The following is a 25216-nucleotide window of genomic DNA, read 5'->3' on the forward strand; positions in this document are numbered from 1 at the left end:
CTTGAGGGCGGCCCAGGCGGCGGCGGGGCCCCCGCCGACCACGAGCACGTCGGCGACGTGTTCGCTCATGCTCCGGCTCCCTGCCCGGCCGCAGCGGCCGCAGCGGCGGTGTAGCGGTTGACGGGGCGGGCCAGGCCGTAGTTCTCGCGCAGGGTTTGGCCGGTGTACTCGGTGCGGAACAGGCCTCGGCGCTGCAGGATCGGTACGACCTGGTCGACGAAGTCGGTCAGCCCGGTGGGGAGCACGGGAGCCATGATGTTGAAGCCGTCGGCGGCCCCCTGGGTGAACCACTCCTCCAGCTGGTCGGCGATCTGCTCGGGCGTGCCCGCGAAGACGCGGTGGCCGCGGCCGGCGCCCAGCCGGGCGATCAGCTCGCGCAGGGTGAGGTCCTCGCGGCGGGCGAGCTCGGCGACGAGCGTGAAGCGGCTCTTGTTGCCGTTGATGTCCCGCTCCTCGGGCAGCTCGGGCAGCCTGCCGTCGAGCGGCAGCCCGCTGAGGTCCACGCCCAGCATGTTGGAGAGCTGCGCGAGGCCGTACTCGGGGGCCTGGAGGTCGGTGAGCTCCTGCTCCAGGGCCCTGGCCTCGGCCTCGGTGGAACCGATGACGGGGGCGATGCCGGGCAGGACGAGCAGCTCGTCCTCGGAGCGGCCGTACTTGGCGAGGCGGGACTTGAGGTCCTTGTAGAAGGTCTGGCCGTCGGCGAGGGTCTGCTGGGCGGTGAAGACGGCCTCGGCGTACTGGGCGGCGAACTCCTTGCCGTCCTCGGAGGACCCGGCCTGCACGAGCAGCGGGTGGCCCTGCGGGGAGCGGGGCACGTTGAGCGGTCCGGCGACGCCGAAGTACTCGCCGCGGTGCGCGGCGGGGTGCAGCTTGTCGGTGTCGGCGTAGATGCCGCGCTCCTTGTCGAGGACGATCGCGTCGTCCTCCCAGCTGTCCCAGAGCTTGGTGGCCACCTCGAGGAACTCGCGGGCCCGCTCGTAGCGGAGGTTGTGCTCCAGGTGCTCGTCGCGGTTGAAGTTGCGGGCCTCGTCGGCGCTGCCGGAGGTGACGATGTTCCAGCCTGCGCGGCCACCGCTGATGTGGTCGAGGGAGGCGAACTTCCGGGCCAGGTTGTAGGGCTCGTTGAAGGTGGTGGAGACGGTGGCGATGAGCCCGATGTGCTCGGTGACGGCGGCGATCGCGGAGAGCAGGGTGAGCGGCTCGAAGCCGCCGACGGCGTTGTAGCGGGCCTTGCCCCAGAGGGCGACCCCGTCGGCGAAGAAGATCGAGTCGAGCCGGCCGCGCTCGGCGGTGCGGGCCAGTTCCTGGAAGTACCGCAGGTCGGTGATCCGCTCGGGGCTGCTGGACGGGTGGCGCCAGGCGGCGTCGTGGTGACCGGCGTTCATGAGGAAGGCGTTGAGGTGGAGGGTCCGGGGTGCGGTCATGTCGTGTCCTCGGTGGAATCGGGCGGCGCGGCGATGCGAGCGGCGCGCCCGTGGAAAGTGGGCGGGGCGGGGCGGGGCGGGCCTCCAAAGCCCGGGGCCCGGGGCCCGTGGCGCGGGGCCTCAGGGCCTCAGGGCCTCAGGGCCTCAGGGCCTCAGGGCCTCAGGGCCTCAGGGCCTCAGGGCCTCAGGACGGAACGCGCCAGAGGCTCAGGCGGCGTTCGATCGTGACGAGGATCTGGTTGAAGGCGAGGCCGATCGCGGAGATCGTGACGATGCCCGCGTACATCTGCGGGATCGCGAAGTTGAACTGCGAGGCGTTGATCAGGTAGCCGAGGCCGGCCTTCGCGCCGATCATCTCGGCCGCGACCAGGACCAGGATGGAGACGGCCCCCGCCAGCCGGATGCCGGTGAAGATGACCGGTACCGACGCCGGCAGGATCACCTTCTGGAACAGCTTCGGCGTGGACAGGTCCATCGAGCGGGCCAGTTTCACCAGCGTCGGATCGGCGTTGCCCACGGCGCTGATGGTGTTCAGCAGGATCGGCCAGACGCAGGCGTAGACGACGATCGAGACCTTCGAGGTCTCCCCGATGCCCAGCAGCAGGACGAACACCGGCAGCAGCGCGAGCGCCGCCGTGTTGCGGAACACCTCCAGCAGCGGGCCGAGCAGCACCGCCACCGGCCGGTACCAGCCGATCAGCAGCCCGAGCGGGACCGCGACGGCCACCGCGATGCCGAATCCGCCGAAGGAGCGGGCCAGGCTCGCCTTGCTGTGCTCGGCGAGCTGCCCGTTGCCCAGCAGCTCCCACCAGGCCTTGGCCACCTCGCTCACCGGCGGCAGGAAGGTCGCGTCGACCAGTCCCAGCCGCGGCGCCGCCTCCCACAGGGCCAGCAGCGCGAGGATCGCCGCCGACCGCAGCGCCACCGCCCGCAGGACGCGCAGGACCTTCAGCGCGAGGGCCGCGGCCGGCGCCCGTACGGGGGCCCGCGCGGGGCTCCGTACCGCCGGGGGCGCGGGGCTGCGTACCGCCTCCGCCTCAGCCTCCGTCTCCGTCCCGGCCTCCACCGCCGCTTCCACCGTGGTGCTCATACGGCGACCTCCTCCTTCTCCAGTTGCTGGGCGCGGGCCACCTCGTCGTGGAGCAGGGTCCAGATCTCGTGGCGGTAGCGGGCGAACTCCGGGCTGGAGCGCAGGTCTTCGCCGGTGGCCCCGGTGGCCCGGTCGCCGAACGAGACCGGTACGACCTGCTTGACCCGGCCGGGGCGGGAGGTGATGACGGCCACCCGCTGCCCGAGGTACACGGCCTCTTCGATGCCGTGCGTGATGAACACGACCGTCTTGCCGGTGCTCTGCCAGATCCGCCGCAGTTCGTCCTGGAGGGACTCGCGGGTCTGCGCGTCGAGCGCCGCGAACGGCTCGTCCATGAGCAGCACGTCGGGGTCGTACGCGAGCGAGCGCGCGATGGCGACCCGCTGGCGCATGCCGCCGGACAGTTCGTGCGGATGCCGGTCCTCGAAGCCGGTGAGACCGACGAGGTCCAGGAACTCCCGCGCCTTCGCCGCGCGTTGGCGGCGCGGGACGCCGGTGGCCTCCAGGCCGAACTCGATGTTGCCGAGCGCGGTGCGCCACGGCAGCAGCGCGTACTGCTGGAAGACGATGCCCCGGTCGAGCCCCGGCCCGGTGACCGGCTTGCCGTCGAGCAGGATCCGGCCGGAGGTGGGCGGGGTCAGGCCGCCGAGCAGGTCGAGGAGGGTGGACTTGCCGCAGCCGCTCGGGCCCACGACGACCACGAACTCCCCCGACCCGATCTCCAGGTCGATCCCGTCGAGGGCGGTGAACTCGTTCTTCTTGTCCTTCGTCGGGAAGGTCTTCGTCACGGACTCGAACACGATTTTCGCCATGGCGTCGGTCAGCCCTTCCCGGACGCGTTGAACTCGTTGGTGTAGAGGTCGGCCGCCTTGAGCTGACCCTTCTTGATCTCCCCGCGCTCGCCCAGCCAGTCGATCCACAGCTGGAACTCCTTGTCGGCGATCCGGCCGCCCGCCTCTGCGACCCCGTAGGAGCGCCAGTACTGGAGGGTCGAGGTGTCCTCGTTGCGGCCGCGCTTCTTGACGATCTCCGTCATCCGCGCGATGACCTCCTCGCGCGGGGTGGCACGGGACCAGTCGATGGCCTTGCCCACGCCCGTGGTGAAGGTGCGGACGGTGTCCGGGTTCTCCTTGATGAACTTCTTCGTCATCACGTACGAGCCCGCGCTGAACGCGCCGAGGAGTTCGAAGTCCTTGAACAGCGGCCGTATGCCGCCCGCGGCCAGGGCCTTGTCGCGCAGCACGCCGCTGAGGACGCCGACCTCGATCTGCTTCTGCCTCAGCGACTGCTCGGTGTTGACGGGGGGCACGACGAGCGATTCGACCTTGGCCGCGTCGGCCTTGGGGACCCCGTTGCGCTCCAGGTAGATGTCGAGCAGGGCCTGGGCGTGGGCGCCCAGGGTGTTCATGCCGACCTTCTTGCCGATCAGGTCGCGGGGGGACCGGATCGGGCTGTCCTCCAGGACGTAGTAGCCGAGGTAGGTGTCCTTGTCGGAGCCGTAGTAGGAGGTGACGGCCTGGATCTGGGCCTTGCTCGACGCCAGTTTGACGATCGCGCCGTTGAAGGCGCCGCCGAAGTGGGTCTGGCCGGTGGCCGCGGACTGGATGTCCTGGGGGCCGCTGATGGTGTTGCCGACCCAGTCCAGGGTCACGTCGCCGAGGTAACCGAGGTCGGCGGCGAGCTCGGGCAGGCTGACCGCGCCGACGTTGCCCTGGTACTTCAGGGAAGTGACCTGGCCGCTGCGGGCGCCGGTGGCGGTCGCCGTCCCGCAGCTCACCGCGGCCGCCGAGATGCCGAGCAGGGTGAGGAACTGGCGTCGGGAGGTACGAGTGGTGGTGAAAGCTGCGGACATGGCGATTCCTTGTCGATCCGGGTCGGGCGGTCAGGCGGTCGGCTCAGCCGGGTGGGGCAAGTGGGCCGGGTGGGTCGGGTGGGGCAAGTGGGTCGGGTCGGTCAGGGCCGGACGGCTTCAGCGCGCGGTGGCGAGCGCGACGGCCTGGGCGGCGCGCAGGGCCTCGGCGAACTCGTCGACGGCCTGGTAGAGGTCCAGCTCCGCCTCGGCCCGCAGCCGGTCGGGGCCGTCCCCGCGCTCGACGGAGGAGTCCAGGACGAAGCGGCCGGCGGTGACGTGCCGGGCGCCGAGCGCGGCGAGGACCGGGCGCAGGGCGTAGTCGATGGTCAGGACGTGGGCGAGGCTGCCTCCGGTGGCCAGCGGGAAGACGGTCTTCCCGGCCAGTCCGTCCTGCGGGAGCAGGTCGAGGAAGGCCTTGAGGAGTCCTGTGTACGAGGCCTTGTAGACGGGCGTCGCGATGACGATCCCGTCGGCTTCGGCGACGGCTTCCAGGGCCCGGCGGATCTCCGGCTCGCCGCGGCGGGCGGCGAGCAGGTCGGCGGCGGGGAGCTCCCGGACGGCGAGCTGCGCGGTCTCGAACCCGGCGTGGTTCAGGCGGCGCAGCACGTGGTCGGCGACGACCTCGGTACGGGAGTGGACGGACGGACTGCCGGTGAGGGCGAGCAGCTTGGGCACGGAGCGCTCCTTGACTGACGGGGGCGGTGGTGGTGGGACGGGACGGTTCGTTCGTGGCCGGGCGAGGCCGGGGCCGGTCGGGGCCGGGCTCAGGCCTCGGAGTTGGAGGCTCCGGAGGCGATGCCGAAGGCCGGGTCCGGCACGGTCTCCGGGCTGATCAGCCGGGACGGGACCCCGTCGGGCCCGACCGGGATGTCGCCGTCGACGGTCACGCGGCGCAGGGTGCGCTCGTGGTCGTCGGAGTCGTCGACGCCGTAGTGCTGGGTGGCGCGGTTGTCCCAGATCGCGACGTCACCGGCCTGCCACTGCCAGCGGACGGTGTTCTCGGGGAGCTCGATGTGGGCCTGGAAGAGGTCCTGGAGGAGGCGCGAGTCGCGGCCGGTGAGCCCGTTGATCCGCTGGACGAAGTTGCCGAGCAGCAGGGTGCGCTCGCCGGTCTCGGGGTGGACCCGGACCACCGGGTGCTCGGTGAGGAACTTGGTCGAGGTGAACACCTCGCGGTACTGGGCGAGCGCCTCGGGCAGGGCGTCGGGCTTCAGGGCCGCGTAGTCGTACTCGTTGGAGTGCACGGCGCGCAGGCTGTCGGCGAGGACGCGCAGCGGCTCCGGCAGGCCGGCGTAGGCGGTGGCCGTGTTGGCCCACAGGGTGTTGCCCCCGTAGGGCGGGATGGTGACGGCGCGCAGGATGGAGAAGGCGGGGTAGGCGGGGACGAAGGTGACGTCCGTGTGCCACTGGTTGGCGCGGGCTCCGTGGTGGGAGTCGATGCCGAGGGCGTAACGGCCGTCGGCGGAGGGCACGGTGGGGTGTGCGACGGGCGCGCCGAGCAGCTCGGCGAAGGCCTCGTGGCCGTCTTCGTCGAGGTGGTCCTGACCGCGGAAGAAGACGACCTTGTGGGCGAGCAGCGCGGCCCGGATCCCGGCGACGGCCTCGGCTTCGAGCTCGCCGCCGAGGCGGACCCCGCCGATCTCGGCGCCTATGCGGCCGCCGATCTTGGTGACGGTGAGCTCGGTGCGGGTGGCAGTGGACATGAGAGGCTCCTTATTTATTTCCGCAGAGGAAGAAATGAGCGAAGCGAAGACGAAAGAGGTCCGGCCGGGGAAGACGGACCACGCAAAGCGGGTGGAGGCGGGGGCCGCCGTGGGGCGGCCGGACGGTCGGGCTGCGGCGGGCGACGTGCGATGTGCGGCGTGCGAAGGGCAGGGGTCGGCGGACGCCAGGGCGTGGCGGGCAGCCGACGGGCTGCGCCGGAGCCGGGCGGACGGTGCCCGGAGGGGCTGCCGCCCCTGGCGGGTGACGAGCCGCACTCCTGCGGGGCGCGAGCACCCGGCACCCGAGGATCCGGGAGGTCGAACACTCAGCGGCTCAGCGGTGCGGGGACTCGGCGGCCCGGACGCTCAGGAACAGCGCGGGGCCGTACAGCGACGGCCCTGACACTCGCCCGGCGCGGTACAGGGGCCGGGGGTGTGGAGCCGCGGGGCGAGGTACTCGGTCGCGGACATGTCCCGGAGACTGCCAGCACCCCCACCCCCGGTCAACCCTGCCGAGCACCCCCCACCCGCACCCCCGACCCCCGGCGCACACCCACCGCCACCTGCGCTTTCACCATTTCCCGCCACTCCCGCAACGGCCGAAACCCATGGCCTGATTTCACGCCCCCGCAACGCACCCGCCACGCACCACCCCCGCAGGCGTTCGAGGCGCGGGGTCCGGGGCGGAGCCCCGGGAGCGGTGCCGCACCGCGCGCTTCCGCCCCGGCCCGGCCCGCCCCACCCCACCCGCCCCCGCCGAGCGCGGCGACACGGCATGATCGGGACCACACCCCACCCCCCGAGGAGCCCGCCCGTGCCCCCCACCCCCGGTGACAGCCGGGCAGCCGCCAACGCCGCCTCCGTGCTCCGCGCCGTCCTGGCTCACGGCCCCCTCGCCCGGAGCGACATCCCCAAGCTCTGCGGTCTCAGCCCGGCCGCCGTGTCCCGGCAGACCACGGCCCTGCTGCGCGCCGGTCTGCTGCACGAGCTCCCCGAGCCGGAGCTGCCGCCCGCGGCGGCCGGCGCCGGGACCGGGACCGGGCCCGGCCCCGGCCCCGGCCGTCCCCGCATTCCCCTCGACCTGCACACCGGGCCCCTCGGCGGCCCCCTCGCCGCCGGTCTGCACATCGGCGTGCCGTTCTCCACCTTCAGCCTCGTGGACCTGCGCGGCCGCGTCGTGGCCCGCCGGGCCTTCCCGCACGCGGGCCGCTCCCCCGGCCGCCTGCCCGCCGAGATCACCGCCGAACTCGGCCGTTTCCTCCGGGAGTCCAACCCCGCCGGCCGCCCGCTGCTCGGCCTCGGCGCCGCCCTCGGCGGCTGGGTCCGCCCGGCCGACGGCACCGTCGTACGGCACGACGCCCTCGGCTGGCGCGACCTCCCCCTCGGCGCCCGGCTCTCCGACCACCTCGGGCTGCCCGTCTCCGTGGACAACCACGCCCGCGCCATCGCCCACGCCGAGATCCTCTTCGGCCGTCCGGAGGCCCGCTCCAGCCTCCTGCACCTCTTCATCGGCAATGTCGTCGACGCCGCCTTCGGCATCGAGGGCACCGTGCACCAGGGCCCGGAAGCCGCCGCCGGGGACGTCGCGCACCTCCCGGTGCCCGGTTCGCCGACCCCCTGCGCGTGCGGCCGTACGGGTTGTCTCCAGGCGAGCGTCTCCGACGCGGTGCTCGGCGCCGAGGCCGTGCGCCGCGGCATCGTCCCGGATCCGTCCGTCAACCTCCTGATCGACGCCGCCGCCACCGGCGACCCCCGCGCCGACGCGCTGCTGCGCGAACGCGCCCGTACCGTGGGCCGGGCCGCCGCACTGCTCCTCGACGTGTTCAACCCGGCCGTCATGGTGGTCTCCGAGCTGGCCAGCATCCTCCACGACGGCTACCTCGACGAGATCCGCGACGCGGCCGGCGACCAGAACCGGTACGGGCGGCGGATCGTGGCCCCGCACGCGGGTCCCGCCGTACTCCCGGTAGCCTCTGCGACCGTCCTCCTGGCCCCGCTCTTTCGTGACCCCTCCCGACTCACATGAGAGGGCGAGATCACATCCGGTGGTTATAGGTCGTTCACAAGGACCCCCCTAACATTCGAGCCATGACGGTCCTGCCTGATGACGGGCTCTCCTTGGCCGCCGAATTCCCTGACGCGACGCATGAGCAGTGGCAGCGCCTGGTAGAGGGCGTGCTGCGCAAGTCGGGCAAGGAAGTTTCCGGCGAGGCAGCGGAAGACGCGTTGTCCACGAAGCTCGAGGACGGGCTCACCACCCGCCCGCTGTACACCGCGCCCGAAACCCCGCCGGATACCGGTTTCCCCGGTTTCGCGCCCTTCGTACGGGGCGGGCGCGCCGAGGGCAGCGCCGCCTCGGGCTGGGACGTGCGCCAGCGGATCGCGGGCACCGACCCCGTACGGGTGAACGACGCGGCCCTGGCCGATCTGGAGAACGGCACCACCTCGCTGTGGCTGGCCGTCGGCGACGCCGGCCTCCCCGCGGACGGCCTGGGCCGTGCGCTGGAGGGGGTCTACCTCGACCTCGCGCCCGTCTCCCTGGACCCCGGCGCCCAATTCGCCGAGTCCGCCCGGGCCTTGCTCGCGCTGTACGCCGAGCGCGGGGTCGCCCCCGAGGCCGCGCACGCCTCGCTGGGCGCCGACCCGCTGGGCCACGAGGCCCGGACCGGTGAGGCACTGGACCTGGCGCAGGCCGCCGCGCTCGCCGCGGACACGGCCGCCTGGCCCCACGTGCGCGCCCTGACCGTCGACGCCCTGCCCTACCACGAGGCCGGCGGCAGCGCCGCCGAGGAGCTGGGACTCTCCCTCTCCACCGGAGTGGCCTACCTGCGCGCCCTCACCGAAGCGGGCCTGAGCACCGAAGCGGCCCTCGGCGAGCTGGAGTTCCGCTACGCCGCCACCGCCGACCAGTTCCTCACCATCGCCAAGCTGCGCGCCGCCCGCCGGCTGTGGGCCCGGATCGCCGAGGCCTGCGGGGCTCCGGGGGCCGGCGCCCAGCGCCAGCACGCCGTGACCTCGCCGGTGATGATGACCCGCCGCGACCCGTGGGTGAACATGCTGCGCACCACCATCGCCTGCATGGCGGCGGGCGTGGGCGGCGCCGACGCGGTCACCGTGCTCCCCTTCGACCAGGAGCTGGGCCTGCCCGACGCGTTCGCCCGCCGCATCTCCCGCAACACCTCCACCATCCTGCTGGAGGAGTCCCACCTGGCCCGGGTGATCGACCCGGCGGGCGGGTCGTACTACGTCGAGCAGCTCACCGACGAACTCGCGCACGCCGCCTGGGAGTTCTTCCAGACCATCGAGAAGGCGGGCGGCCAGGCCGCCGCGCTGCGCTCCGGCCTGGTCGCCGAGCGCCTCGCCGCCACCTGGGCCGCTCGCTCGAAGAAGCTGGCCACCCGGCGCGAGCCCGTGACCGGGGTCAGCGAGTTCCCGCACCTGTCCGAGAAGCCCGTCGTACGGGAACCCGCGCCGGCCCCGCTCACCGGCGGATTGCCGCGCGTGCGGCGCGATGAGGCGTACGAGGCACTGCGCGCCCGCAGCGACGTACACCTGGCGGCGACCGGCAAGCGGCCGACCGTGTTCCTGGCGGCCCTGGGTCCGGCGGCCGCGCACACGGCCCGTGCCACCTTCGCCTCGAACCTGTTCCAGGCGGGCGGCATCACCCCGGTCCACGACCCCGTGTCGGTGACCCCGGAGACGGCCGCCGCGGCCTACGCGGCGAGCGGCGCCGACGGCATGGCCGTGCTGTGCTCCAGCGACGCGCTGTACGAGGAGCAGGCCGGGGCGGTGGCCGCGGCCCTGCGCTCGGCGGGCGCGACGACCGTGTTCCTCGCGGGCAGGCCCGGCACCGCCGCGGCGGCCGTGGACGAGTACGTCTTCGCCGGCTGCGACGCGGTCGCCGTGCTGTCCTCCGTACTCGACCGGATGGGAGTCGCGTCTTGAGCAGCGACCGCACCCCCCGCATCCCCGATTTCTCCGAGCTCCCGCTGGACGGTGCGGCCCCGGCCGCCGGTTCCGAGGACCAGTGGCGGACCGCGCTGAAGGAGTCCACCGGCTCCGGAGCCGCCGAGCTGCTGTGGGAGACCCCCGAGGGGATCGGCGTACAGCCCCTGTACACGGGCCGCGACCTGGAGGGCCTGGACTTCCTGCAGACCTACCCGGGTGTGGCCCCGTACCTGCGCGGCCCGTACCCGACGATGTACGTCAACCAGCCCTGGACGATCCGGCAGTACGCGGGCTTCTCCACGGCCGAGGAGTCCAACGCCTTCTACCGCCGCAACCTGGCGTCCGGCCAGAAGGGCCTGTCGATCGCCTTCGACCTGCCCACGCACCGCGGCTACGACAGCGACCACCCGCGCGTGACGGGCGACGTCGGCATGGCGGGCGTGGCGATCGACTCGATCTACGACATGCGCCAGCTCTTCGACGGCATCCCGCTGGACAAGATGACGGTGTCGATGACGATGAACGGCGCCGTGCTGCCGGTCCTCGCCCTCTACATCGTGGCGGCGGAGGAGCAGGGCGTCTCCCCCGACAAGCTCGCCGGGACCATCCAGAACGACATCCTCAAAGAGTTCATGGTCCGCAACACCTACATCTATCCGCCGAAGCCGTCGATGCGGATCATCTCCGACATCTTCGCCTTCACCTCGCAGAAGATGCCCCGCTACAACTCCATCTCGATCTCCGGCTACCACATCCAGGAAGCCGGGGCCACGGCCGACCTGGAGCTGGCGTACACCCTCGCGGACGGTGTGGAGTACCTGCGGGCGGGCCAGGCCGTCGGCCTGGACGTGGACGCCTTCGCCCCGCGCCTGTCCTTCTTCTGGGCGATCGGCATGAACTTCTTCATGGAGGTGGCCAAGCTCCGCGCGGCCCGCCTCCTGTGGGCGCGCCTGGTCAAGCAGTTCGACCCGAAGAACGCCAAGTCCCTTTCCCTGCGCACCCATTCGCAGACCTCGGGCTGGTCCCTCACGGCGCAGGACGTCTTCAACAACGTCACCCGCACCTGTATCGAGGCGATGGCGGCGACCCAGGGCCACACCCAGTCGCTGCACACCAACGCCCTGGACGAGGCCCTGGCCCTGCCCACCGACTTCTCCGCGCGCATCGCCCGCAACACGCAGTTGCTCCTCCAGCAGGAGTCCGGCACCTGCCGGTCCATCGACCCGTGGGGCGGCAGCGCGTACGTCGAGAAGCTGACGTACGACCTGGCGCGCCGGGCCTGGCAGCACATCCAGGAGGTCGAGGCGGCCGGCGGCATGGCGCAGGCCATCGACGCGGGCATCCCCAAGCTCCGCGTGGAGGAGGCGGCGGCCCGCACGCAGGCCCGTATCGACTCTGGCCGCCAGCCGGTGATCGGCGTCAACAAGTACCGGGTCGAGACCGACGAGCAGATCGACGTCCTCAAGGTCGACAACTCCTCCGTGCGCACCCAGCAGATCGAGAAGCTGCGGCGGCTGCGGGCGGAACGCGACGAGGCGGTCACCCAGGACACCCTGCGGGCGCTGACGAACGCGGCCGAGCGCGGGGAGGGCAACCTGCTCGCCCTGGCGGTGGACGCGGCGCGCGCGAAGGCCACGGTCGGCGAGATCTCGGACGCCCTGGAGAAGGTGTACGGGCGGCACGCGAGCCAGATCCGTACGATCTCGGGTGTGTACCGCACCGAAGCAGGCGAGTCCCCGTCCCTGGAGCGCACCCGCACGCTCGTCGACCGGTTCGAGGAGGCGGAGGGCCGCCGTCCGCGCATCCTGGTCTGCAAGATGGGCCAGGACGGGCACGACCGCGGCCAGAAGGTGATCGCGACCGCCTTCGCCGACCTGGGCTTCGACGTGGACGTCGGCCCGCTGTTCCAGACCCCGGAGGAAGTGGCCCGCCAGGCCGTCGAGGCCGACGTGCACGTGGTCGGCGTCTCCTCCCTCGCGGCCGGTCACCTGACCCTGGTACCGGCGCTGCGCGAGGCCCTCGCCGCGGAGGGCCGCGAGGACATCATGATCGTCGTGGGCGGGGTCATCCCGCCCGCGGACGTCCCGACCCTCCTGGAGATGGGGGCGACGGCGGTGTTCCCGCCCGGCACGGTCATCCCGGACGCGGCGCACGACCTGGTGACGCGGCTCGCCGCGGACCTGGGCCACGAGCTGTAGCCGCCGTGCCCCCGATCGACATCACCGCCTACACGAAGGGCGTACTCGACGGGAAGCGCGCGTTCGTCGCGCGCGCGATCACCCTCGTCGAGTCCACCCTGCCCGCGCACCGGGTGCTGGCGCAGCAGCTGTTGACGGACCTCCTGCCGCACGCGGGGCGGGCGCGCCGGATCGGCATCAGCGGGGTGCCGGGCGTCGGGAAGTCCACCTTCATCGACGCCTTCGGCACGATGCTGACGGGGCTGGGCCACCGGGTGGCGGTCCTGGCCGTCGACCCGTCCTCCACCCGTACGGGCGGCTCCATCCTGGGCGACAAGACCCGGATGGAGCGCCTCTCCGTGGACCCCGCGGCCTTCGTGCGCCCGTCCCCCTCGGCGGGGACGCTGGGCGGGGTGGCGAAGGCCACCCGCGAATCGATCATCGTGATGGAGGCGGCGGGCTACGACGTGGTCCTCGTCGAAACGGTGGGCGTGGGCCAGTCGGAGACCACGGTCGCCGGCATGGTCGACTCCTTCCTGCTCCTGTCCCTGGCCCGCACGGGCGACGGGCTCCAGGGCATCAAGAAGGGCGTCCTGGAACTGGCCGACGTCCTCGCCGTCAACAAGGCCGACGGCCCGCACGAGCGCGACGCGAAGTCCGCGGCCCGCGAACTGTCCAGCGCGCTGCGCCTGATGCACCCGGCCGACGCCGCGTGGACCCCGCCGGTCCTGACGTGCAGCGCCCGGGAATCCACGGGCCTGGAGGAGGTCTGGAACCGCCTGGAACAGCACCGCCTGCTCCTGGAGGCGGGCGGCCGCCTGGCATCGAAGCGGGCGGCCCAGCAGGTGGAGTGGACCTGGTCGATGGTCCGCGACGAACTCCTGGAACGCCTCCGCTCGAACCCGGCTGTACGGGACCTGGCCCCCACCCTGGAATCGGCGGTCCGGGACGGCACCCTGACCCCCACCCTGGCAGCGGACCGCCTCCTGGCGGCCTTCACGGACTCCTGAGGACCGGGCCCGGGGCGGCCCCATTCAGCCCCGCCGGGGTCAGGCGGCGACGAGGACGGGCCCGCCCGTGGCCAGCATCCGCCGGAGCACCCGTACGCGCTCCTCCGGCTCCTCCTCGGCGAGCAGCGCCGCCAGCACGGCGACCCGCGCCTGCGGCGCCCGCAGCGTTCCCGTCGGCACGGCCCCGGCCGCGACCAGGTCCACCGCACCGCCGTGGGTGTAGATCTCCGTCACCGGCCCGGCGGCGACCCGCGTGGTCAAAGCCACCAGCACGCCCTGCGCGACGGCCGCCTTCACCGCGTCCACCACCTCCGGCGTCGCGTTGCCCGCGCCGGTACCGACCAGCACGATCCCCCGCGCCCCGGCCGCCACGGCGGCGTTCAGCAGCACCGCGTCACCGCTCACGTGGTGCATCACGACGTCCACCCGCGGCGGCCCCTCCGGCGCCTCGGGCATCGCGGGCAGCGACAGCGGCTCCGGTCGCACCGGCGTGCGCAGCACGGTGACCTTGCCGAAGCCGACCTTCCCCAAAAGCTCCTTCGACGGGTCGGCGAACGCGTCGAGCGCCACCGCCTGCGCCTTCACGGTCCCGCGGGCCGCGTGCACCCGCCCCGCGAACGTGATCAGGACGCCGAGCCCGCGCGTCTTGGACGCGGTGAGCAGGGCATCGTAGAGATTGCCGGGACCGTCCCCATCGGCCGCACCCATGGGCCGCTGCGAGCCGGTGAAGACCACGGACCGCTCATCGTGATGATGAAGATCCAGCAGGAACGCCGACTCCTCCAGCGTGTCGGTGCCGTGCGTGACGACGACCCCGTCCACACCCGGGTCGGCGAGCACCTCGTGCACGGTCCGCAGCAGGGTCAGCTGGTGCGCGGTGGTCAGCCGGGGGCTGTTGACGCTGAAGAGATCGACGACCTCGATGCTCACGCCCTCCGGCAGCGGCGCGGTCGCCATGACCTCGGCCCCGTCGGCGTCGGCCGCGAAACCGGAACCCTGCCAGCGGCTGGCGATCGTCCCGCCCGTACTGATCACGACGATGCGTCCCATGACCACGACCCTTCCTCACACAGCCCGAAACGGCCCGCACAGATTTTCTACAATCGGCAATGGTAGGCCGATCTACGCGCAACGCGATTGCGATTTCACCCCGCCCCGCAATAAAACATGCGTGATAATTGCGCAATGGACGCGATCGACAAAGAAATCTTGCGCGAGCTTCAGGCCGACGGCCGGCTCAGCAACCAGGAGCTGGCCCAGCGCGTGGGTCTCACCCCCTCCCCCTGCATGCGCCGGGTCCGCCAGCTGGAAGAGGAGGGGATCATCCAGGGCTACCGCGCGGTGATCTCCCCCGAAGCCGTGGGCCGCGGCTTCGAGGTCCTGGTCTCGGTGGAGGTCCGCCGCGACCGCGAGGCCGTCGAAGCCTTCGAAGCGGCCCTCCAGGACATCCCCGACATCATCGAGGCCTACCGCCTCTTCGGCAGCCCCGGCTGCCTCCTGCGCATCGCCGTCGCGGACCTCCGCGCGTACGAACGCCTCTGGATCGAGCAGCTCACGGCCCTCTCGGGCGTCACGGAGGTCAACTCGCAGATCATCATGAAGCGCATCAAGGCCCCGACGGGCCTGCCGGTGTGACGCGCGGGGGCTACTCCCCCTGTCGCGGCCCCTCGGCCAATACCCGCTGGTCGTATCGCTTTTCCCGCACCGGACCCCCTCTCGACGAACCCCGAAGGCGCGGCGCTCGCCGTACGTTGACCCGTTGGCGAATGTACGGTTAGGCTTACCTAAGCTGGGTGGGCGCGTCTCTTGGTCGCCTGCCTCGCCCCGTGTACACGCGCGTTGCCTCCAGGGGGAGTCGTACTACCCATGCTGTGTTCGAGGCTGACGAACGCGAACTTCATCACCATGGATCCGGACCGGCCCGTCGCCCGCACGCTGGGGATCTGGCGGGGGCGGATCGTGGGGCTCGACGAGGACGTGGCTTCGCTGCCCGCGCGGGAGGTCGTCGATCTGCAAGGTGCCACCGTGCTGCCCGGGTTCATCGACAGTCATGTGCACCTGGCCTGGACCGGGCTGAAGCAGAGCACCCCGAGCGTCGCCCCGTGCGAGCGGGTCGAGGACGTGCTGGCGGTGGTGGCGCAGGCCGTGGACCGCTCGGCGGGCGGGGACGGGGCCTGGGTCGATGTCATGGGGTACGACCAGCGGGCGCTCGGGCGGCATCTGACCGCCGCCGAGCTGGATACGGTCAGCCGCGGGCGCAAGGTGTTCCTGATGCACGACTCGGGGCACGGGTGCGTGGTGAACAGTGCGGTGCTGGGGCTGCTCCCCGCCGGTGTTGCGCATCAGGACGGCTTCCTGGCCGAGGGGGCCATGACCGCCGCCCGGCGGCTGCGACTGCCGTACGGGCAGGCCGAGATCGCCGACGCCGTCGAGCGCGCGGCCCGGGCCTGCCTCGCCGAAGGGGTGACCGCCGTCGCCGAGGCGGGCATCGGGGGCGGGCTGCTCGGCCACAGCCCGGTGGAGCTCGGCGCGTACCAGCTGCTGCGGGATCAGGGGAGGCTGCCGCTGCGGGTGCAGCTCATGCCCGCGGGCGATACGTTGCGGCCGCGCGGGGCGCACCGGGAGGACGGGATCCCCCGGGCCCTGGACCTGGGCATGCGCACCGGGTTCGGCGACGACTGGCTGTCGCTCGGCGCGCTCAAGATCTACACCGACGGCGGGATGATGGCCCGCACCGCCGCACTCACGGCCCCGTACGCGGGCACCGACCACACCGGCCAGCTCCAGGACGACCCCGAGCTCCTCACCCGGCTGATCGTGGACGGTCACCTCGCCGGCTGGCAGCTCGCCATCCACGCCATCGGGGACCGCGCCGCCGACCTCGCGCTCGACGCGCTGGAGCAGGCGCAGCGGCTGCTGCCCCGGCCGGACGCGCGGCACCGGATCGAGCACGCCGGGCTGATCCGCCCGGACCAGCTCCCGCGCTTCGCGCGCCTGGGCGTCAGCGCGGTCGTCCAGCCCGCCTTCCTGCACTCCTTCGGGGACGACTACGCGGACGTGATGGGCGAGGAGCGGGCTCCCTGGATGTACCGGGGGCGCGGGTTCCTCGACCACGGGGTGACCCTCGTGGGCAGTTCCGACCGGCCCGTCACGAACGGGGCCCCGCTGCGGGCGATCCAGTTCATGGTCGAGCGCGCCTCCGCCTCCGGGCGGGCGATCGGGCCGGACGAGGCGATCACGGTCGAGGAAGCACTGCGCGCCTACACGGTCGCGGGGGCGTACGCCTGCCGGTGGGACGACAGCGCGGGCAGCCTCACCCCGGGCAAGCGCGCCGACCTCGTCGTGCTGGGCGACGACCCGCGGTACGTCGATCCCTCCCGGATCGCCGCCGTCGAGGTCGTGGGGACCTGGGTCGACGGAATCGAAGCGACAGATGCCATGGACGCTACGGACGCTACGGACGAAGGAAAGCTGTGAGCACTCAGATGAACGTCCTGGAACGGTTCTCCCCGCTGTGGGAGGCGCCCGAGATGCCGCCGCGCTGGGTGATCTGGCACGCGGGCGCGGGCGACTCCTTCGTCTTCGACCGGGAGTTCAACATGCCCGTCGACGTGGACGACGTGCTCCTCGGGGAAGTCCTGTGCCGGATGCGCGAGGCCGGGGCCCCGGAGGGCGCCGACTATCCGGGCCGCCCGTGCGGGTGACGTCCGCAGCGGACCGTACCGGGACCGACGGCCCGGAGCGGCCCTGGCTCACCTCCCCGGGACCGGGGCTGTGGGCGGTGCGCGTGAGCCGGTACGCGGAGCGGGCGCGGGAGCTGGAAGGGACGCTCGACGACGCCGAGCGGGCCCGGCTCCAGGGGTTCCGGCGCGCCGCCGACCGCGACCAGTACCGGGTCGCGCACGTCGTGCTGCGCCGGTTGCTGGGCGAGCGGCTCGGCCTGGACCCGGCGCGGGTGCGGTTCTTCCGCGAGCCGTGCCCCGGCTGCGGCGGGCCGCACGGCCGTCCGGCGGTGCCCGGGCTGCCGCTGCACTTCTCGCTGTCCCATGCGGGGGACGCCGTGTTGGTGGCCTTCGCGGACGCTCCGGTCGGCGTCGACGTGGAGCGGCGGCCGGACCCCGCGGTGGCGGCCCAGGTGGCCTCCGAGCTGACCGAGGTGCTGCATCCGGCCGAGCGCGCCGAGCTGGCGGCGCTGGCGGCCGGCGAGCGCCCCGCCGCGGTGGCCCGCTGCTGGACGCGGAAGGAGGCCTATCTCAAGGGAGTCGGCATCGGCCTCGGCGGGAACCCGGCCCTGACCTACGTGGGCACCGGCCCCGCCCCCTCGGCTCCGCCGGGATGGACCCTCGCCGACGTGCCCGTCTTCCCCGGCTACGTGGCCGCACGCGCCGTCCGTACGGGCCGACTTGGCTCCGCGGAGTAGGTAAGGCTAACCTTACTTCGATCGTTCCGCCGGGAGGCCTCCGCCCCCGCACCCGCACACGGCGGAACCGAGGAAGGAACACCTTGACCACGGCCACGCTGCACCCTGCCGCCGCGCACGCCACCCTGTCGCCCCGCACCCCCGCCACCCGGTGGCACGGGGTTCCCGAGTTCTCGGTGCGCCCGGCCCGCCGGGACGACGGCCCGGCGCTCGCCGCGCTCTCCCGGCCGTTCGTCCACGCGGGGGCGCTCCGGGAACGCCCGGTCTCCCTCTACCTCTCCCAGGCCTGCGACTTCCTCGTCGCGCAGGCGCCCGACGGCACCCTCGAAGGCTGCCTCGCCCTGCGCGAACACCCCACCGCCGCCGGCGTGCTGTACAACTTCTGCGTCGCGGCCCACCGGCAGGGCACGGGCATGGGGGCCCGCCTGCTGCACGCGGCGTTCGCCAGGGCCCGTACCCGCTCCCTGGCCACGCTGTTCACGGCCACCACCGGCAGCGGCCGCCTCTTCCTGAGCCACGGGTTCCTCCCGGCCTGCCCGAGCCTGGCTCCGGCCGACTGGGCACAGTCCCTGGACCCCGCCCGGGGAGCGCGCGTCCTGTCCCGCGCCCTGTAGCGGGCACGGTCGGCGCACACGACGAAGGGGCGGGCCCCGAAGGGACCCGCCCCGAGCCGCACCGCCGGCCGGGCCCGGACGGCCTACCCGGCGTCGAGGATCGCGGGCAGCGCCGCCACCAGGGCATCGGCCCGCTCCTGCGGCAGCGTCAGGGCGGGAGCCAGCCGTACGACGCCCGCGCCGGCCGCGTTCACGAGGAACCCGGCGTCCTGCGCGGCCCGCTGGACCCGTGCGGCGAGCGGCTCGGCGAGGACGATGCCCAGGAGCAGCCCGGCGCCCCGCACTTCGCGGACCAGGGGGTGTTCCAGTGCCTCGATGCCGCGCCTCAGCCGCTCCCCCACCCGCGTGGCGTGCGCGAGCAGCCCGTCCTTCTCGATGGTGTCCAGGACGGCGAGCCCGGCCGCGCACGCGACGGGGTTGCCGCCGAAGGTGGATCCGTGCTGACCGGGGGTCAGCAGCCCGGCGGCGGCTCCGAAGGCGACCGTGGCGCCGATCGGCAGGCCGCCGCCCAGCCCCTTGGCCAGGGTGATCACGTCCGGCTCGGCTCCCGGCTCCGCCTGGTGCGCGAACCAGTGGCCGGTGCGGCCGATCCCGGTCTGCACCTCGTCCAGGACGAGCAGGGTGCCCGTGGCGCGGGTGATCTCGCGGGCCGCCCGCAGGTAGCCCGGGGGCGCCGGGACGACTCCGGCCTCGCCCTGCAGGGGTTCGAGGAGGACCGCGGCCGTGTGCTCCGTGACGGCCGCGCGCAGCGCCTCGGCGTCCCCGTAGGGCACGTGCGTGACCTCCCCGGGCAGGGGCAGGAAGGGGGCGCGCTTGGGCGGCTGGCCGGTGAGGGCCAGCGCCCCCATGGTGCGCCCGTGGAACCCGCCCTCCGTGGCGACCAGGTGCGGGCGGCCGGTCCGGCGGGCGATCTTGAAGGCGGCTTCGACGGCCTCCGCGCCCGAGTTGGCGAAGAACACCCGGCCCGGCCGGTCCAGCAGGGCCAGCAGCCGTTCGGCGAGCGCCACGGCCGGCTCCGAGACGAACAGGTTCGACACGTGGGCGAGCCGGGCGACCTGGTCCTGGACGGCCGCGACCAGGGCGGGGTGGCCGTGCCCGAGGGCGTTGACGGCGATCCCGCCGGTGAAGTCCGTGTACGCGCGGCCGTCCTCGTCCCAGACCGTGCTGCCCTCGCCCCTGACCAGGGCCAGCGCGGGCGTGCCGTACGTGTCCATCATCACCGCGCGCCAGCGGTCGGCGAGCGGTGTCCTCGTGCTGTCGGCGGTCACGCGCCGCCCCCCTCGTTCGTGCCGCCGGACCCTTCGGGCCCGGGCTCCTCGTCCGGCACCACCGTGGTGCCGGGTCCGTCCTCGGTGAACACCCCGCGCAGCAGGGCGTGCGGCACCCGGCCGTCGATGACCTGGGCCCGGGCGACGCCGGCCCGTACGGCGCGCAGGCAGCCCTCCATCTTGGGGAGCATGCCGCTCGCGAGTTCCGGGAGCAGGGCGTCCAGTTCGCCGGCCGTGAGGCGGTCGATCACCTCGGTGCTGTGCGGCCAGTCCGCGTACAGGCCCTCGACGTCGGTCATCACCACGAGCCGGTCGGCCCCGAGGGCCACGGCCAGGGCCGAGGCCGCGAGGTCGGCGTTGACGTTGTAGACCTGGCCGTCCTCGCCGCGCGCCACGGGCGAGACCACGGGAATGCGGCCCTGCTCCAGCAGTGCGGCGATGGCTCCGGCGTCCACGTCCACGATGTCGCCGACCTGGCCGATGTCCACGGGCAGGCCGTCCACCCAGGCCGGGCGCCGGACGGCGGTCATCGTGTGGGCGTCCTCGCCCGACAGGCCCACGGCGAAGGGCCCGTGGGCGTTGATGGCTCCGACCAGTTCGCGCTGGACCTGGCCGGTGAGCACCATGCGCACCACGTCCATGGTCTCGGGCGTGGTCACGCGCAGTCCCGCCTCGAAGCGGACCTCCAGGCCGAGCCGGTCGAGCAGGGCGCTGATCTGGGGCCCGCCGCCGTGGACGACGACGGGCCGCAGGCCCGCGTGCCAGAGCTCCACGACGTCCTGGGCGAAGGTCCGGTGCGCGGAGGGGTCGACCATGGCGTGGCCGCCGAACTTGACGACGACCGTGCGGCCTTGGAGCTGCTCCAGCCAGGGCAGGTCCCGGGGGGCGGGCACGGTGGCGGGCACGGCGGCCGGGGTCACGGCGGCCGAGGTCATGGCAGCCCGGGCCATGGCCCGTACCGCCGTGTCCGGCGTCTTCGTCCGCGTCGTCTCGGCCCCGTTCACGAGCTGTAGGCGCTGTTCTCGTGCACGTACTCGGCCGTCAGGTCGTTGGTCCAGAGGACGGCCGAGGAGTCGCCCGAGCGCAGGTCCACGGTGATGACGATCCGGCGGCCGGACAGGTCGACCTTGTCCCGCGACTCTCCCCCGGCGCCGTCCCGGCACACCCAGACGCCGTTGATCGCCACGTCCAGCCGGTCCGGGTCGAAGGCGGCCGAGGTGGTGCCGATCGCGGACAGCACCCGGCCCCAGTTCGGGTCCTCGCCGTGCAGGGCGCACTTGAGGAGGTTGTTGCGGGCCACCGAGCGGCCCACTTCCACGGCGTCGGCCTCCGTGGCGGCGCCGATGACGGCCACCTCGATCTCCTTGGAGGCGCCCTCGGCGTCCGCCACCAGCTGGAGCGCCAGGTCCCGGCACACGGTGTGCACGGCCGCGGTGAGCTCCGCGGGGTCGGGCGTGACGCCGGAGCTGCCCGAAGCCAGGAGCAGCACGGTGTCGTTGGTGGACATGCAGCCGTCCGAGTCCACCCGGTCGAAGGTGGTGCGCACCGCCTCGCGCAGTGCGGAGTCGAGCACCTCGGCGCTCGCGTCGGCGTCCGTGGTCAGGACGACCAGCATGGTGGCGAGGCCGGGGGCGAGCATGCCGGCGCCCTTGGCCATGCCGCCCACGGTCCAGCCGGGGCCGGAGGCCACCGCGGTCTTGTGGACGGAGTCCGTCGTCTTGATCGCGACGGCCGCCTCCTCGCCGCCCTCGGGCGACAGCCGCTCCGCGGCGGCGGTGATGCCGGAGGTCACCCGGTCCATCGGGAGCCGGACGCCGATGAGCCCGGTGGAGCACACCGCGACCTCGTCGGCGGCGCTCTCCACGGCGAGCGCGGTGCGCTCGGCCATCACCCGGGTGTCTTCGGCGCCGTCCGGTCCCGTACAGGCGTTCGCGCCGCCGGAGTTGAGGACGACGGCGGAGATCCGCCCGTCGGCGAGCACGCGGCGGGACCAGCGTACGGGGGCGGCCTGCACGCGGTTCGAGGTGAAGACACCGGCGGCGGCGCGCGACGGCCCCCGGTTCACCACCAGGGCCAGGTCCGGGTCACCGGACTCCTTGATGCCGGCGCGCACGGCGCCGGCAAGGAATCCGCGGGCGGCGGTCACACTCACGGAGCCACTCCATTCATGGGCAGGCCCTGCCGTTCCGGCAGGCCGAGGGCTATGTTCATGCTCTGCACCGCGCCACCGGCGGTGCCCTTGGTGAGGTTGTCGATGGCGCTCACGCAGATGAGCCTGCGGGCGTCGGGGTCCACGGCGATCTGCACCTGGGCGGTGTTCGAGCCGAGGACGGCGGCGGTGGTGGGCCACTGGCCGGGCGGCAGCAGCCGGACGAACGGCTGGTCGGCGTACGCGGCTTCGAACACGGCGCGCACCTCGCTCTCGGCGAGCGGCTCCGCGGCCGGGCGCAGGCGGGCCGAGCAGGTGGCGAGGATGCCCCGGGGCATGGGCGCCAGGGTGGGAGTGAAGGAGACCGTCACGTCCGTGCCCGCCGCGCGGGACAGGTTCTGGGCGATCTCGGGGGTGTGCCGGTGGCCGCCGCCGACCCCGTACGGGCTCATGGAGCCCATCACTTCGGTGCCGAGGAGGTGCGTCTTGAGCGCGCGTCCGGCGCCGGAGGTGCCGCTGGCGGCGACGATGACGGCTTCGGGTTCGACCAGGTCCGCCGCGTAGGCGGGGTACAGGGCCAGGGTGACCGCCGTGGGGTAGCAGCCGGGAACGGCGATCCGGGTGGCCCCCTTCAACTCCGCGCGGCTTCCGGGGAGTTCCGGCAGGCCGTAGGGCCAGGTGCCGGCGTGGGCGGTGCCGTAGAACCGTTCCCAGGCGGCCGGGTCGCGCAGCCGGAAGTCGGCCCCGCAGTCCACCACCAGGGTGCCGGGTTCCAACTCGGCGGCCAGGGCGCCGGATTGGCCGTGGGGCAGGGCGAGGAAGACCACGTCGTGGCCGCGCAGGGAGGCGGCGGAGGTGTCCTGGAGGATCCGGTCCGCGAACTCCGGAAGCTGGGGCTGTACGGACCCCAGCGGACGCCCCGCGCTGCTGTGCGCGGTCAGCGCGCCGATCTCCACGGCGGGGTGCGAGCTCAGCAGGCGGAGCAGCTCCCCGCCGGCGTAGCCGCTGGCACCGGCCACCGCGACCCGTACGGTCATGTCGTTCCGCTCTCTCTCGGTTCGTTGGGGCGCGCCGTCGGCGCGGGTCCGCGCCCGGCCCCCGGGCGTCGGCGGGTGCGCTCAGGCGTCCTTGCGCACGTCCCGGGACCCGCCGCCGAGCAGCAGCTCGCGGAGCAGGGTCTCGGTCGTGCACACCACCGCGCTGCGGGCGGCCCAGCGCAGGGCCATCGCGTGCTCCTCGGCGGAGAAGTCGGCGATGGCGTCGGCGATCACGAAGGGCTGGATGTCGTTCATGAAGGCGTCCGCGGCGGTCAGCAGGACGCCGAGGTGGGCGTGGACCCCGCAGACGATCAGCTGGTCGCGTCCCTCCGAACGCAGCAGCCTGCCCAAGTGGCTGCGCAGGAAGGCGTTGTGGCGGACGTTGGCCAGCACGCGTTCGCCGGGCCGCGGGGTGAGCTGCGGGATGATCGCGGCGGCGTCGGTGCCGTCGCCTATGCCCGGTCCCCAGACGTCCGCGGCGAGGCCGCGCTGGCCGGGCGGCTGGGCGGCCGGCTCGGCGGTGAAGACGACCGGGATCCCGAGTGCCGTGGCGAGGGCGCGCAGGGCCGCGATGTTCTCCACGAGTTCCACGACCGGGGACCGGTCCGTGGGGAGCTCGCCCACGAAGTGGTTCTGCATGTCGTGGACCAGCAGGGCGGCGCGGCCGGGGTCGATGGCCCAGCTCGCGCAGGAGCGGGGCAGGGCGGCGCGGTCGGGCATGGGGTAGGAGCCGATGGCCGGAAGGCCCATGACGATCCTCTCCCTGATGTCGTGCGCGAGGTCCCAGCCGGAACCCCTGCGTGGTTAGCTTAGCCTAACCTAATTTAACCGGACTCCGCTCGCGCGGCCCGTCGCCAACCGGCCACACCCCGCGGCCCGTTGGATCCGGGGGGCCACCGGCCCGAGGCCGGCCGCCCGGGCGCAGAGCGGCCCCGGACGCGCCGCGGGCGCGGCGCCGTCCGGGGCCGTCGCGGTCAGGCCTCGACGGCCGCCGCGAGGGACCGGGGGCGCAGGTCGGTCCAGCTCGACTCGATGAACTCCAGGCACGCCTCGCGGGTGGTCTCGGCGAGGGCGACCGTCCATCCGCCGGGAGCCTCGGCGAAGGAGGGCCAGAGGGAGTGCTGACCCTCGTCGTTCACCAGGACCAGGAAGCGGCCGTCGGCATCGTCGAACGGGTTGGTGCTCATACTGGGGTTCCTCCAGGAGCCCGATGGGACCGGCGGGTGACGTCGGTGTGCGGCGCGCGCAGTCCGACAGCGGGCGCCGTGCCCGTGGGGAAGGTCGATCGGGAATGAAGAGAGCCGTTCACTTAGGTTAGGCTCGCCTAATTATAGAGCTTAACGTTTCCCCTTCCCCCTCACAAGGAGGCACCGATGCGTGCACTCGAACGGATCCTGGCCGAGGACGGCTCGGAGAGCCCCTTCGCCGCGTTCGACCTGCCCGGCACGCCCGGCACCGATGAGTTCTGGGCGGCCGCGGCTCCCGCGTCCGCGCCGTCCGGCGACGGCGGTTGGGTCACCCTCTTCCTCTGGCGCGGCTCCCCGACCGTCATCGATTTCGAGAGCTGGTCGGACCCGGTGGCGCTGCTCCGGTGGCGGGACACGGACTGCTGGTACGCCGAGGTGCGCATGCCCGCACGGCTCCGAGTCACCTACCGGTTCCTCGCCGATGACGGATCGTCGTACCCCGATCCCCTCAACCCGGTCCGGGCCGGCGGCGAACGCTCCATCGTCGCCACCCCCGACCTCGTGCCCCAGCCGTACTGGCCGGCCGTGGGCGCCGACGACGTACTGCCCCTGCCGCGCACCCGGATCCGCTGGGCGAGCGAACGGCTCGGCGGCAAGCGCACCGTACGGGTCCACCCGGTCGGCGGCGGCGGACCGGTGGTCCTGCTGCTCGACGGGGACGACTGGCTCTATCTCCACCCGGCCATGACGGCCTTCGACGCGGCCTTCGAAGCCGGCGACATGCCCCCGGCCACGCTGGTGTTCCTGCCCACCAAGGACCGGCAGACGGAGTTCGGCTGCCGGCCCGGGCTGTGGGAGGCGGTACGGGACGAACTGCTGCCGCTGATCGCGGAGAGCGGCGTACCCGCGGACCTCGGCCGGCTCGTCGTCGCCGGGCAGAGCCTCGCCGGCCTGAGCGCGATGTACGCCGCGATCGAGTTCCCGGAACTGGTGTCCCGGGTCGCCTGCCAGTCGGGGTCGTTCTGGTGGACCCCGGAGGCCCCGGACCTGCCGGACCCGCTGGGCGGTCCGCGCGGCGGCACCATCGCCGCCCGCTTGCGCGAGCACCCCGCCCCGGCCGGACTGCGGATCGCCTTCGACCTCGGCGAACACGAGACGCGCATGCAGCCCCACTGCGAACTGGTCGAGGCCCTCACGGAACAGGCCGGTGCGACCGTACGGGTCTCCCGCTCGCCCTCGGGCCACGACCGGGCGGGCTGGCGGCAGGCCCTGCTCAGGGACGTCGCCTGGGCGCTGGCCTGACCTGGCCGGCCGACGACATGACGAGGGGGCCTGGT

At 73.3% G+C, this 25216-nt stretch carries 23 protein-coding genes; 10 read left to right on the forward strand and 13 right to left on the reverse strand.

Annotation, left to right across the window (positions count from 1 at the left end; translation table 11 throughout):
* Window positions 1-65 precede the first annotated feature (65 nt).
* The 6 genes from ACFWNV_RS22105 to ACFWNV_RS22130 form a co-directional block, all read right to left on the reverse strand.
* On the reverse strand, window positions 66-1424 hold the full coding sequence (locus tag ACFWNV_RS22105) for an LLM class flavin-dependent oxidoreductase (RefSeq protein WP_383949635.1): 1359 nt from the start codon (window positions 1422-1424) through the stop codon (window positions 66-68).
* Between the two features lie 184 nt (window positions 1425-1608).
* Window positions 1609-2514: an ABC transporter permease gene (locus tag ACFWNV_RS22110; RefSeq protein ID WP_383949638.1), complete on the reverse strand. Its 906-nt coding sequence runs from the start codon at window positions 2512-2514 to the stop codon at window positions 1609-1611.
* Entirely contained in the window at window positions 2511-3326 is an 816-nt protein-coding gene (locus ACFWNV_RS22115; protein ID WP_383949641.1) for an ABC transporter ATP-binding protein, read from the reverse strand. The genes ACFWNV_RS22110 and ACFWNV_RS22115 overlap by 4 nt, the downstream gene beginning before the upstream one ends.
* 8 nt (window positions 3327-3334) lie before the next feature.
* On the reverse strand, window positions 3335-4366 hold the full coding sequence (locus ACFWNV_RS22120; protein WP_383949643.1) for an ABC transporter substrate-binding protein: 1032 nt from the start codon (window positions 4364-4366) through the stop codon (window positions 3335-3337).
* 117 nt (window positions 4367-4483) lie between these two features.
* On the reverse strand, window positions 4484-5041 hold the full coding sequence (ssuE, locus tag ACFWNV_RS22125) for an NADPH-dependent FMN reductase (RefSeq protein ID WP_383949646.1): 558 nt from the start codon (window positions 5039-5041) through the stop codon (window positions 4484-4486).
* Window positions 5042-5130: 89 nt separating this feature from the next.
* Window positions 5131-6069, reverse strand: a complete 939-nt coding sequence (locus ACFWNV_RS22130; protein WP_383949649.1) for a TauD/TfdA dioxygenase family protein — start codon at window positions 6067-6069, stop codon at window positions 5131-5133.
* A gap of 775 nt (window positions 6070-6844) precedes the next feature.
* Between ACFWNV_RS22130 and ACFWNV_RS22135 the strand changes: the two genes are divergently transcribed.
* The 4 genes from ACFWNV_RS22135 to meaB all read left to right on the forward strand — a co-directional run bounded on the left by ACFWNV_RS22135 (window position 6845) and on the right by meaB (window position 13204).
* Window positions 6845-8095, forward strand: a complete 1251-nt coding sequence (locus tag ACFWNV_RS22135; RefSeq protein WP_383949651.1) for an ROK family protein — start codon at window positions 6845-6847, stop codon at window positions 8093-8095.
* A gap of 62 nt (window positions 8096-8157) precedes the next feature.
* Entirely contained in the window at window positions 8158-10014 is a 1857-nt protein-coding gene (locus tag ACFWNV_RS22140; protein WP_383949654.1) for a methylmalonyl-CoA mutase family protein, read from the forward strand.
* 20 nt (window positions 10015-10034) lie between these two features.
* Window positions 10035-12215, forward strand: coding sequence for a methylmalonyl-CoA mutase (scpA, locus tag ACFWNV_RS22145; RefSeq protein ID WP_383949693.1), 2181 nt, complete (start codon window positions 10035-10037; stop codon window positions 12213-12215).
* Window positions 12216-12220: 5 nt separating this feature from the next.
* Window positions 12221-13204 carry a methylmalonyl Co-A mutase-associated GTPase MeaB gene (gene meaB, locus ACFWNV_RS22150; RefSeq protein WP_383949657.1) on the forward strand — a complete coding sequence of 328 codons (984 nt, stop codon included), beginning with the start codon at window positions 12221-12223 and terminating at the stop codon, window positions 13202-13204.
* A gap of 39 nt (window positions 13205-13243) precedes the next feature.
* Here the strand turns inward: meaB and ACFWNV_RS22155 are convergent, their stop codons facing one another.
* Window positions 13244-14254, reverse strand: a complete 1011-nt coding sequence (locus tag ACFWNV_RS22155) for an asparaginase (protein ID WP_383949660.1) — start codon at window positions 14252-14254, stop codon at window positions 13244-13246.
* A gap of 135 nt (window positions 14255-14389) precedes the next feature.
* Here ACFWNV_RS22155 and ACFWNV_RS22160 point away from each other — a divergent pair, with 135 nt between their 5' ends.
* The 5 genes from ACFWNV_RS22160 (at window position 14390) to ACFWNV_RS22180 (ending at window position 18238) form a co-directional block, all read left to right on the forward strand.
* Window positions 14390-14839, forward strand: a complete 450-nt coding sequence (locus ACFWNV_RS22160; protein ID WP_383949663.1) for an Lrp/AsnC family transcriptional regulator — start codon at window positions 14390-14392, stop codon at window positions 14837-14839.
* A 231-nt stretch (window positions 14840-15070) separates the two neighbouring features.
* The gene (locus ACFWNV_RS22165; protein WP_383949666.1) at window positions 15071-16681 is read left to right on the forward strand and encodes an amidohydrolase; all 1611 of its coding nucleotides are present in this window, start codon (window positions 15071-15073) and stop codon (window positions 16679-16681) included.
* Window positions 16678-16908, forward strand: coding sequence for a hypothetical protein (locus ACFWNV_RS22170; RefSeq protein ID WP_383949669.1), 231 nt, complete (start codon window positions 16678-16680; stop codon window positions 16906-16908). The genes ACFWNV_RS22165 and ACFWNV_RS22170 overlap by 4 nt, the downstream gene beginning before the upstream one ends.
* On the forward strand, window positions 16905-17624 hold the full coding sequence (locus ACFWNV_RS22175) for a 4'-phosphopantetheinyl transferase family protein (RefSeq protein ID WP_383949672.1): 720 nt from the start codon (window positions 16905-16907) through the stop codon (window positions 17622-17624). The genes ACFWNV_RS22170 and ACFWNV_RS22175 overlap by 4 nt, the downstream gene beginning before the upstream one ends.
* A gap of 83 nt (window positions 17625-17707) precedes the next feature.
* Window positions 17708-18238: a GNAT family N-acetyltransferase gene (locus tag ACFWNV_RS22180; RefSeq protein WP_383949675.1), complete on the forward strand. Its 531-nt coding sequence runs from the start codon at window positions 17708-17710 to the stop codon at window positions 18236-18238.
* 83 nt (window positions 18239-18321) lie between these two features.
* Here the strand turns inward: ACFWNV_RS22180 and ACFWNV_RS22185 are convergent, their stop codons facing one another.
* The 6 genes from ACFWNV_RS22185 to ACFWNV_RS22210 all read right to left on the reverse strand — a co-directional run bounded on the left by ACFWNV_RS22185 (window position 18322) and on the right by ACFWNV_RS22210 (window position 23879).
* Window positions 18322-19455, reverse strand: a complete 1134-nt coding sequence (locus tag ACFWNV_RS22185; RefSeq protein WP_383949696.1) for an acetylornithine transaminase — start codon at window positions 19453-19455, stop codon at window positions 18322-18324.
* Window positions 19456-19502: 47 nt separating this feature from the next.
* Entirely contained in the window at window positions 19503-20441 is a 939-nt protein-coding gene (argB, locus tag ACFWNV_RS22190; RefSeq protein WP_383949699.1) for an acetylglutamate kinase, read from the reverse strand.
* A 65-nt stretch (window positions 20442-20506) separates the two neighbouring features.
* The gene (gene argJ / locus ACFWNV_RS22195; protein ID WP_383949678.1) at window positions 20507-21658 is read right to left on the reverse strand and encodes a bifunctional glutamate N-acetyltransferase/amino-acid acetyltransferase ArgJ; all 1152 of its coding nucleotides are present in this window, start codon (window positions 21656-21658) and stop codon (window positions 20507-20509) included.
* Window positions 21655-22692: an N-acetyl-gamma-glutamyl-phosphate reductase gene (argC, locus tag ACFWNV_RS22200; protein WP_383949681.1), complete on the reverse strand. Its 1038-nt coding sequence runs from the start codon at window positions 22690-22692 to the stop codon at window positions 21655-21657. The genes argJ and argC overlap by 4 nt, the downstream gene beginning before the upstream one ends.
* Window positions 22693-22773: 81 nt before the next feature.
* Window positions 22774-23442: an isochorismatase family protein gene (locus ACFWNV_RS22205; protein ID WP_383949684.1), complete on the reverse strand. Its 669-nt coding sequence runs from the start codon at window positions 23440-23442 to the stop codon at window positions 22774-22776.
* Window positions 23443-23666: 224 nt separating this feature from the next.
* On the reverse strand, window positions 23667-23879 hold the full coding sequence (locus ACFWNV_RS22210) for an MbtH family protein (RefSeq protein ID WP_383949687.1): 213 nt from the start codon (window positions 23877-23879) through the stop codon (window positions 23667-23669).
* A gap of 186 nt (window positions 23880-24065) precedes the next feature.
* On the opposite strand from ACFWNV_RS22210, the gene ACFWNV_RS22215 reads away from it, so the two are divergent.
* Window positions 24066-25181, forward strand: coding sequence for an alpha/beta hydrolase-fold protein (locus tag ACFWNV_RS22215; RefSeq protein ID WP_383949690.1), 1116 nt, complete (start codon window positions 24066-24068; stop codon window positions 25179-25181).
* The last annotated feature ends 35 nt before the right edge of the window (window positions 25182-25216 follow it).

Origin of the sequence: Streptomyces sp. NPDC058401 (assembly GCF_042722885.1) — a bacterium.
GTDB lineage: Bacteria > Actinomycetota > Actinomycetes > Streptomycetales > Streptomycetaceae > Streptomyces.

Excerpts from the sequence above, each read along its gene's own strand:
- ACFWNV_RS22105 (WP_383949635.1), bottom strand. The coding sequence starts at position 1,424 with ATGACCGCACCCCGGACCCTCCACCTCAACGCCTTCCTCATGAACGCC.
- ACFWNV_RS22110 (WP_383949638.1), bottom strand. The coding sequence starts at position 2,514 with ATGAGCACCACGGTGGAAGCGGCGGTGGAGGCCGGGACGGAGACGGAG.
- ACFWNV_RS22115 (WP_383949641.1), bottom strand. The coding sequence starts at position 3,326 with ATGGCGAAAATCGTGTTCGAGTCCGTGACGAAGACCTTCCCGACGAAG.
- ACFWNV_RS22120 (WP_383949643.1), bottom strand. The coding sequence starts at position 4,366 with ATGTCCGCAGCTTTCACCACCACTCGTACCTCCCGACGCCAGTTCCTC.
- ACFWNV_RS22130 (WP_383949649.1), bottom strand. The coding sequence starts at position 6,069 with ATGTCCACTGCCACCCGCACCGAGCTCACCGTCACCAAGATCGGCGGC.
- ACFWNV_RS22135 (WP_383949651.1), top strand. The coding sequence starts at position 6,845 with ATGATCGGGACCACACCCCACCCCCCGAGGAGCCCGCCCGTGCCCCCC.
- ACFWNV_RS22140 (WP_383949654.1), top strand. The coding sequence starts at position 8,158 with ATGACGGTCCTGCCTGATGACGGGCTCTCCTTGGCCGCCGAATTCCCT.
- ACFWNV_RS22155 (WP_383949660.1), bottom strand. The coding sequence starts at position 14,254 with ATGGGACGCATCGTCGTGATCAGTACGGGCGGGACGATCGCCAGCCGC.
- ACFWNV_RS22160 (WP_383949663.1), top strand. The coding sequence starts at position 14,390 with ATGGACGCGATCGACAAAGAAATCTTGCGCGAGCTTCAGGCCGACGGC.
- ACFWNV_RS22165 (WP_383949666.1), top strand. The coding sequence starts at position 15,071 with ATGCTGTGTTCGAGGCTGACGAACGCGAACTTCATCACCATGGATCCG.
- ACFWNV_RS22185 (WP_383949696.1), bottom strand. The coding sequence starts at position 19,455 with ATGATGGACACGTACGGCACGCCCGCGCTGGCCCTGGTCAGGGGCGAG.
- argB (WP_383949699.1), bottom strand. The coding sequence starts at position 20,441 with ATGACCTCGGCCGCCGTGACCCCGGCCGCCGTGCCCGCCACCGTGCCC.
- argC (WP_383949681.1), bottom strand. The coding sequence starts at position 22,692 with ATGACCGTACGGGTCGCGGTGGCCGGTGCCAGCGGCTACGCCGGCGGG.
- ACFWNV_RS22205 (WP_383949684.1), bottom strand. The coding sequence starts at position 23,442 with ATGGGCCTTCCGGCCATCGGCTCCTACCCCATGCCCGACCGCGCCGCC.
- ACFWNV_RS22210 (WP_383949687.1), bottom strand. The coding sequence starts at position 23,879 with ATGAGCACCAACCCGTTCGACGATGCCGACGGCCGCTTCCTGGTCCTG.
- ACFWNV_RS22215 (WP_383949690.1), top strand. The coding sequence starts at position 24,066 with ATGCGTGCACTCGAACGGATCCTGGCCGAGGACGGCTCGGAGAGCCCC.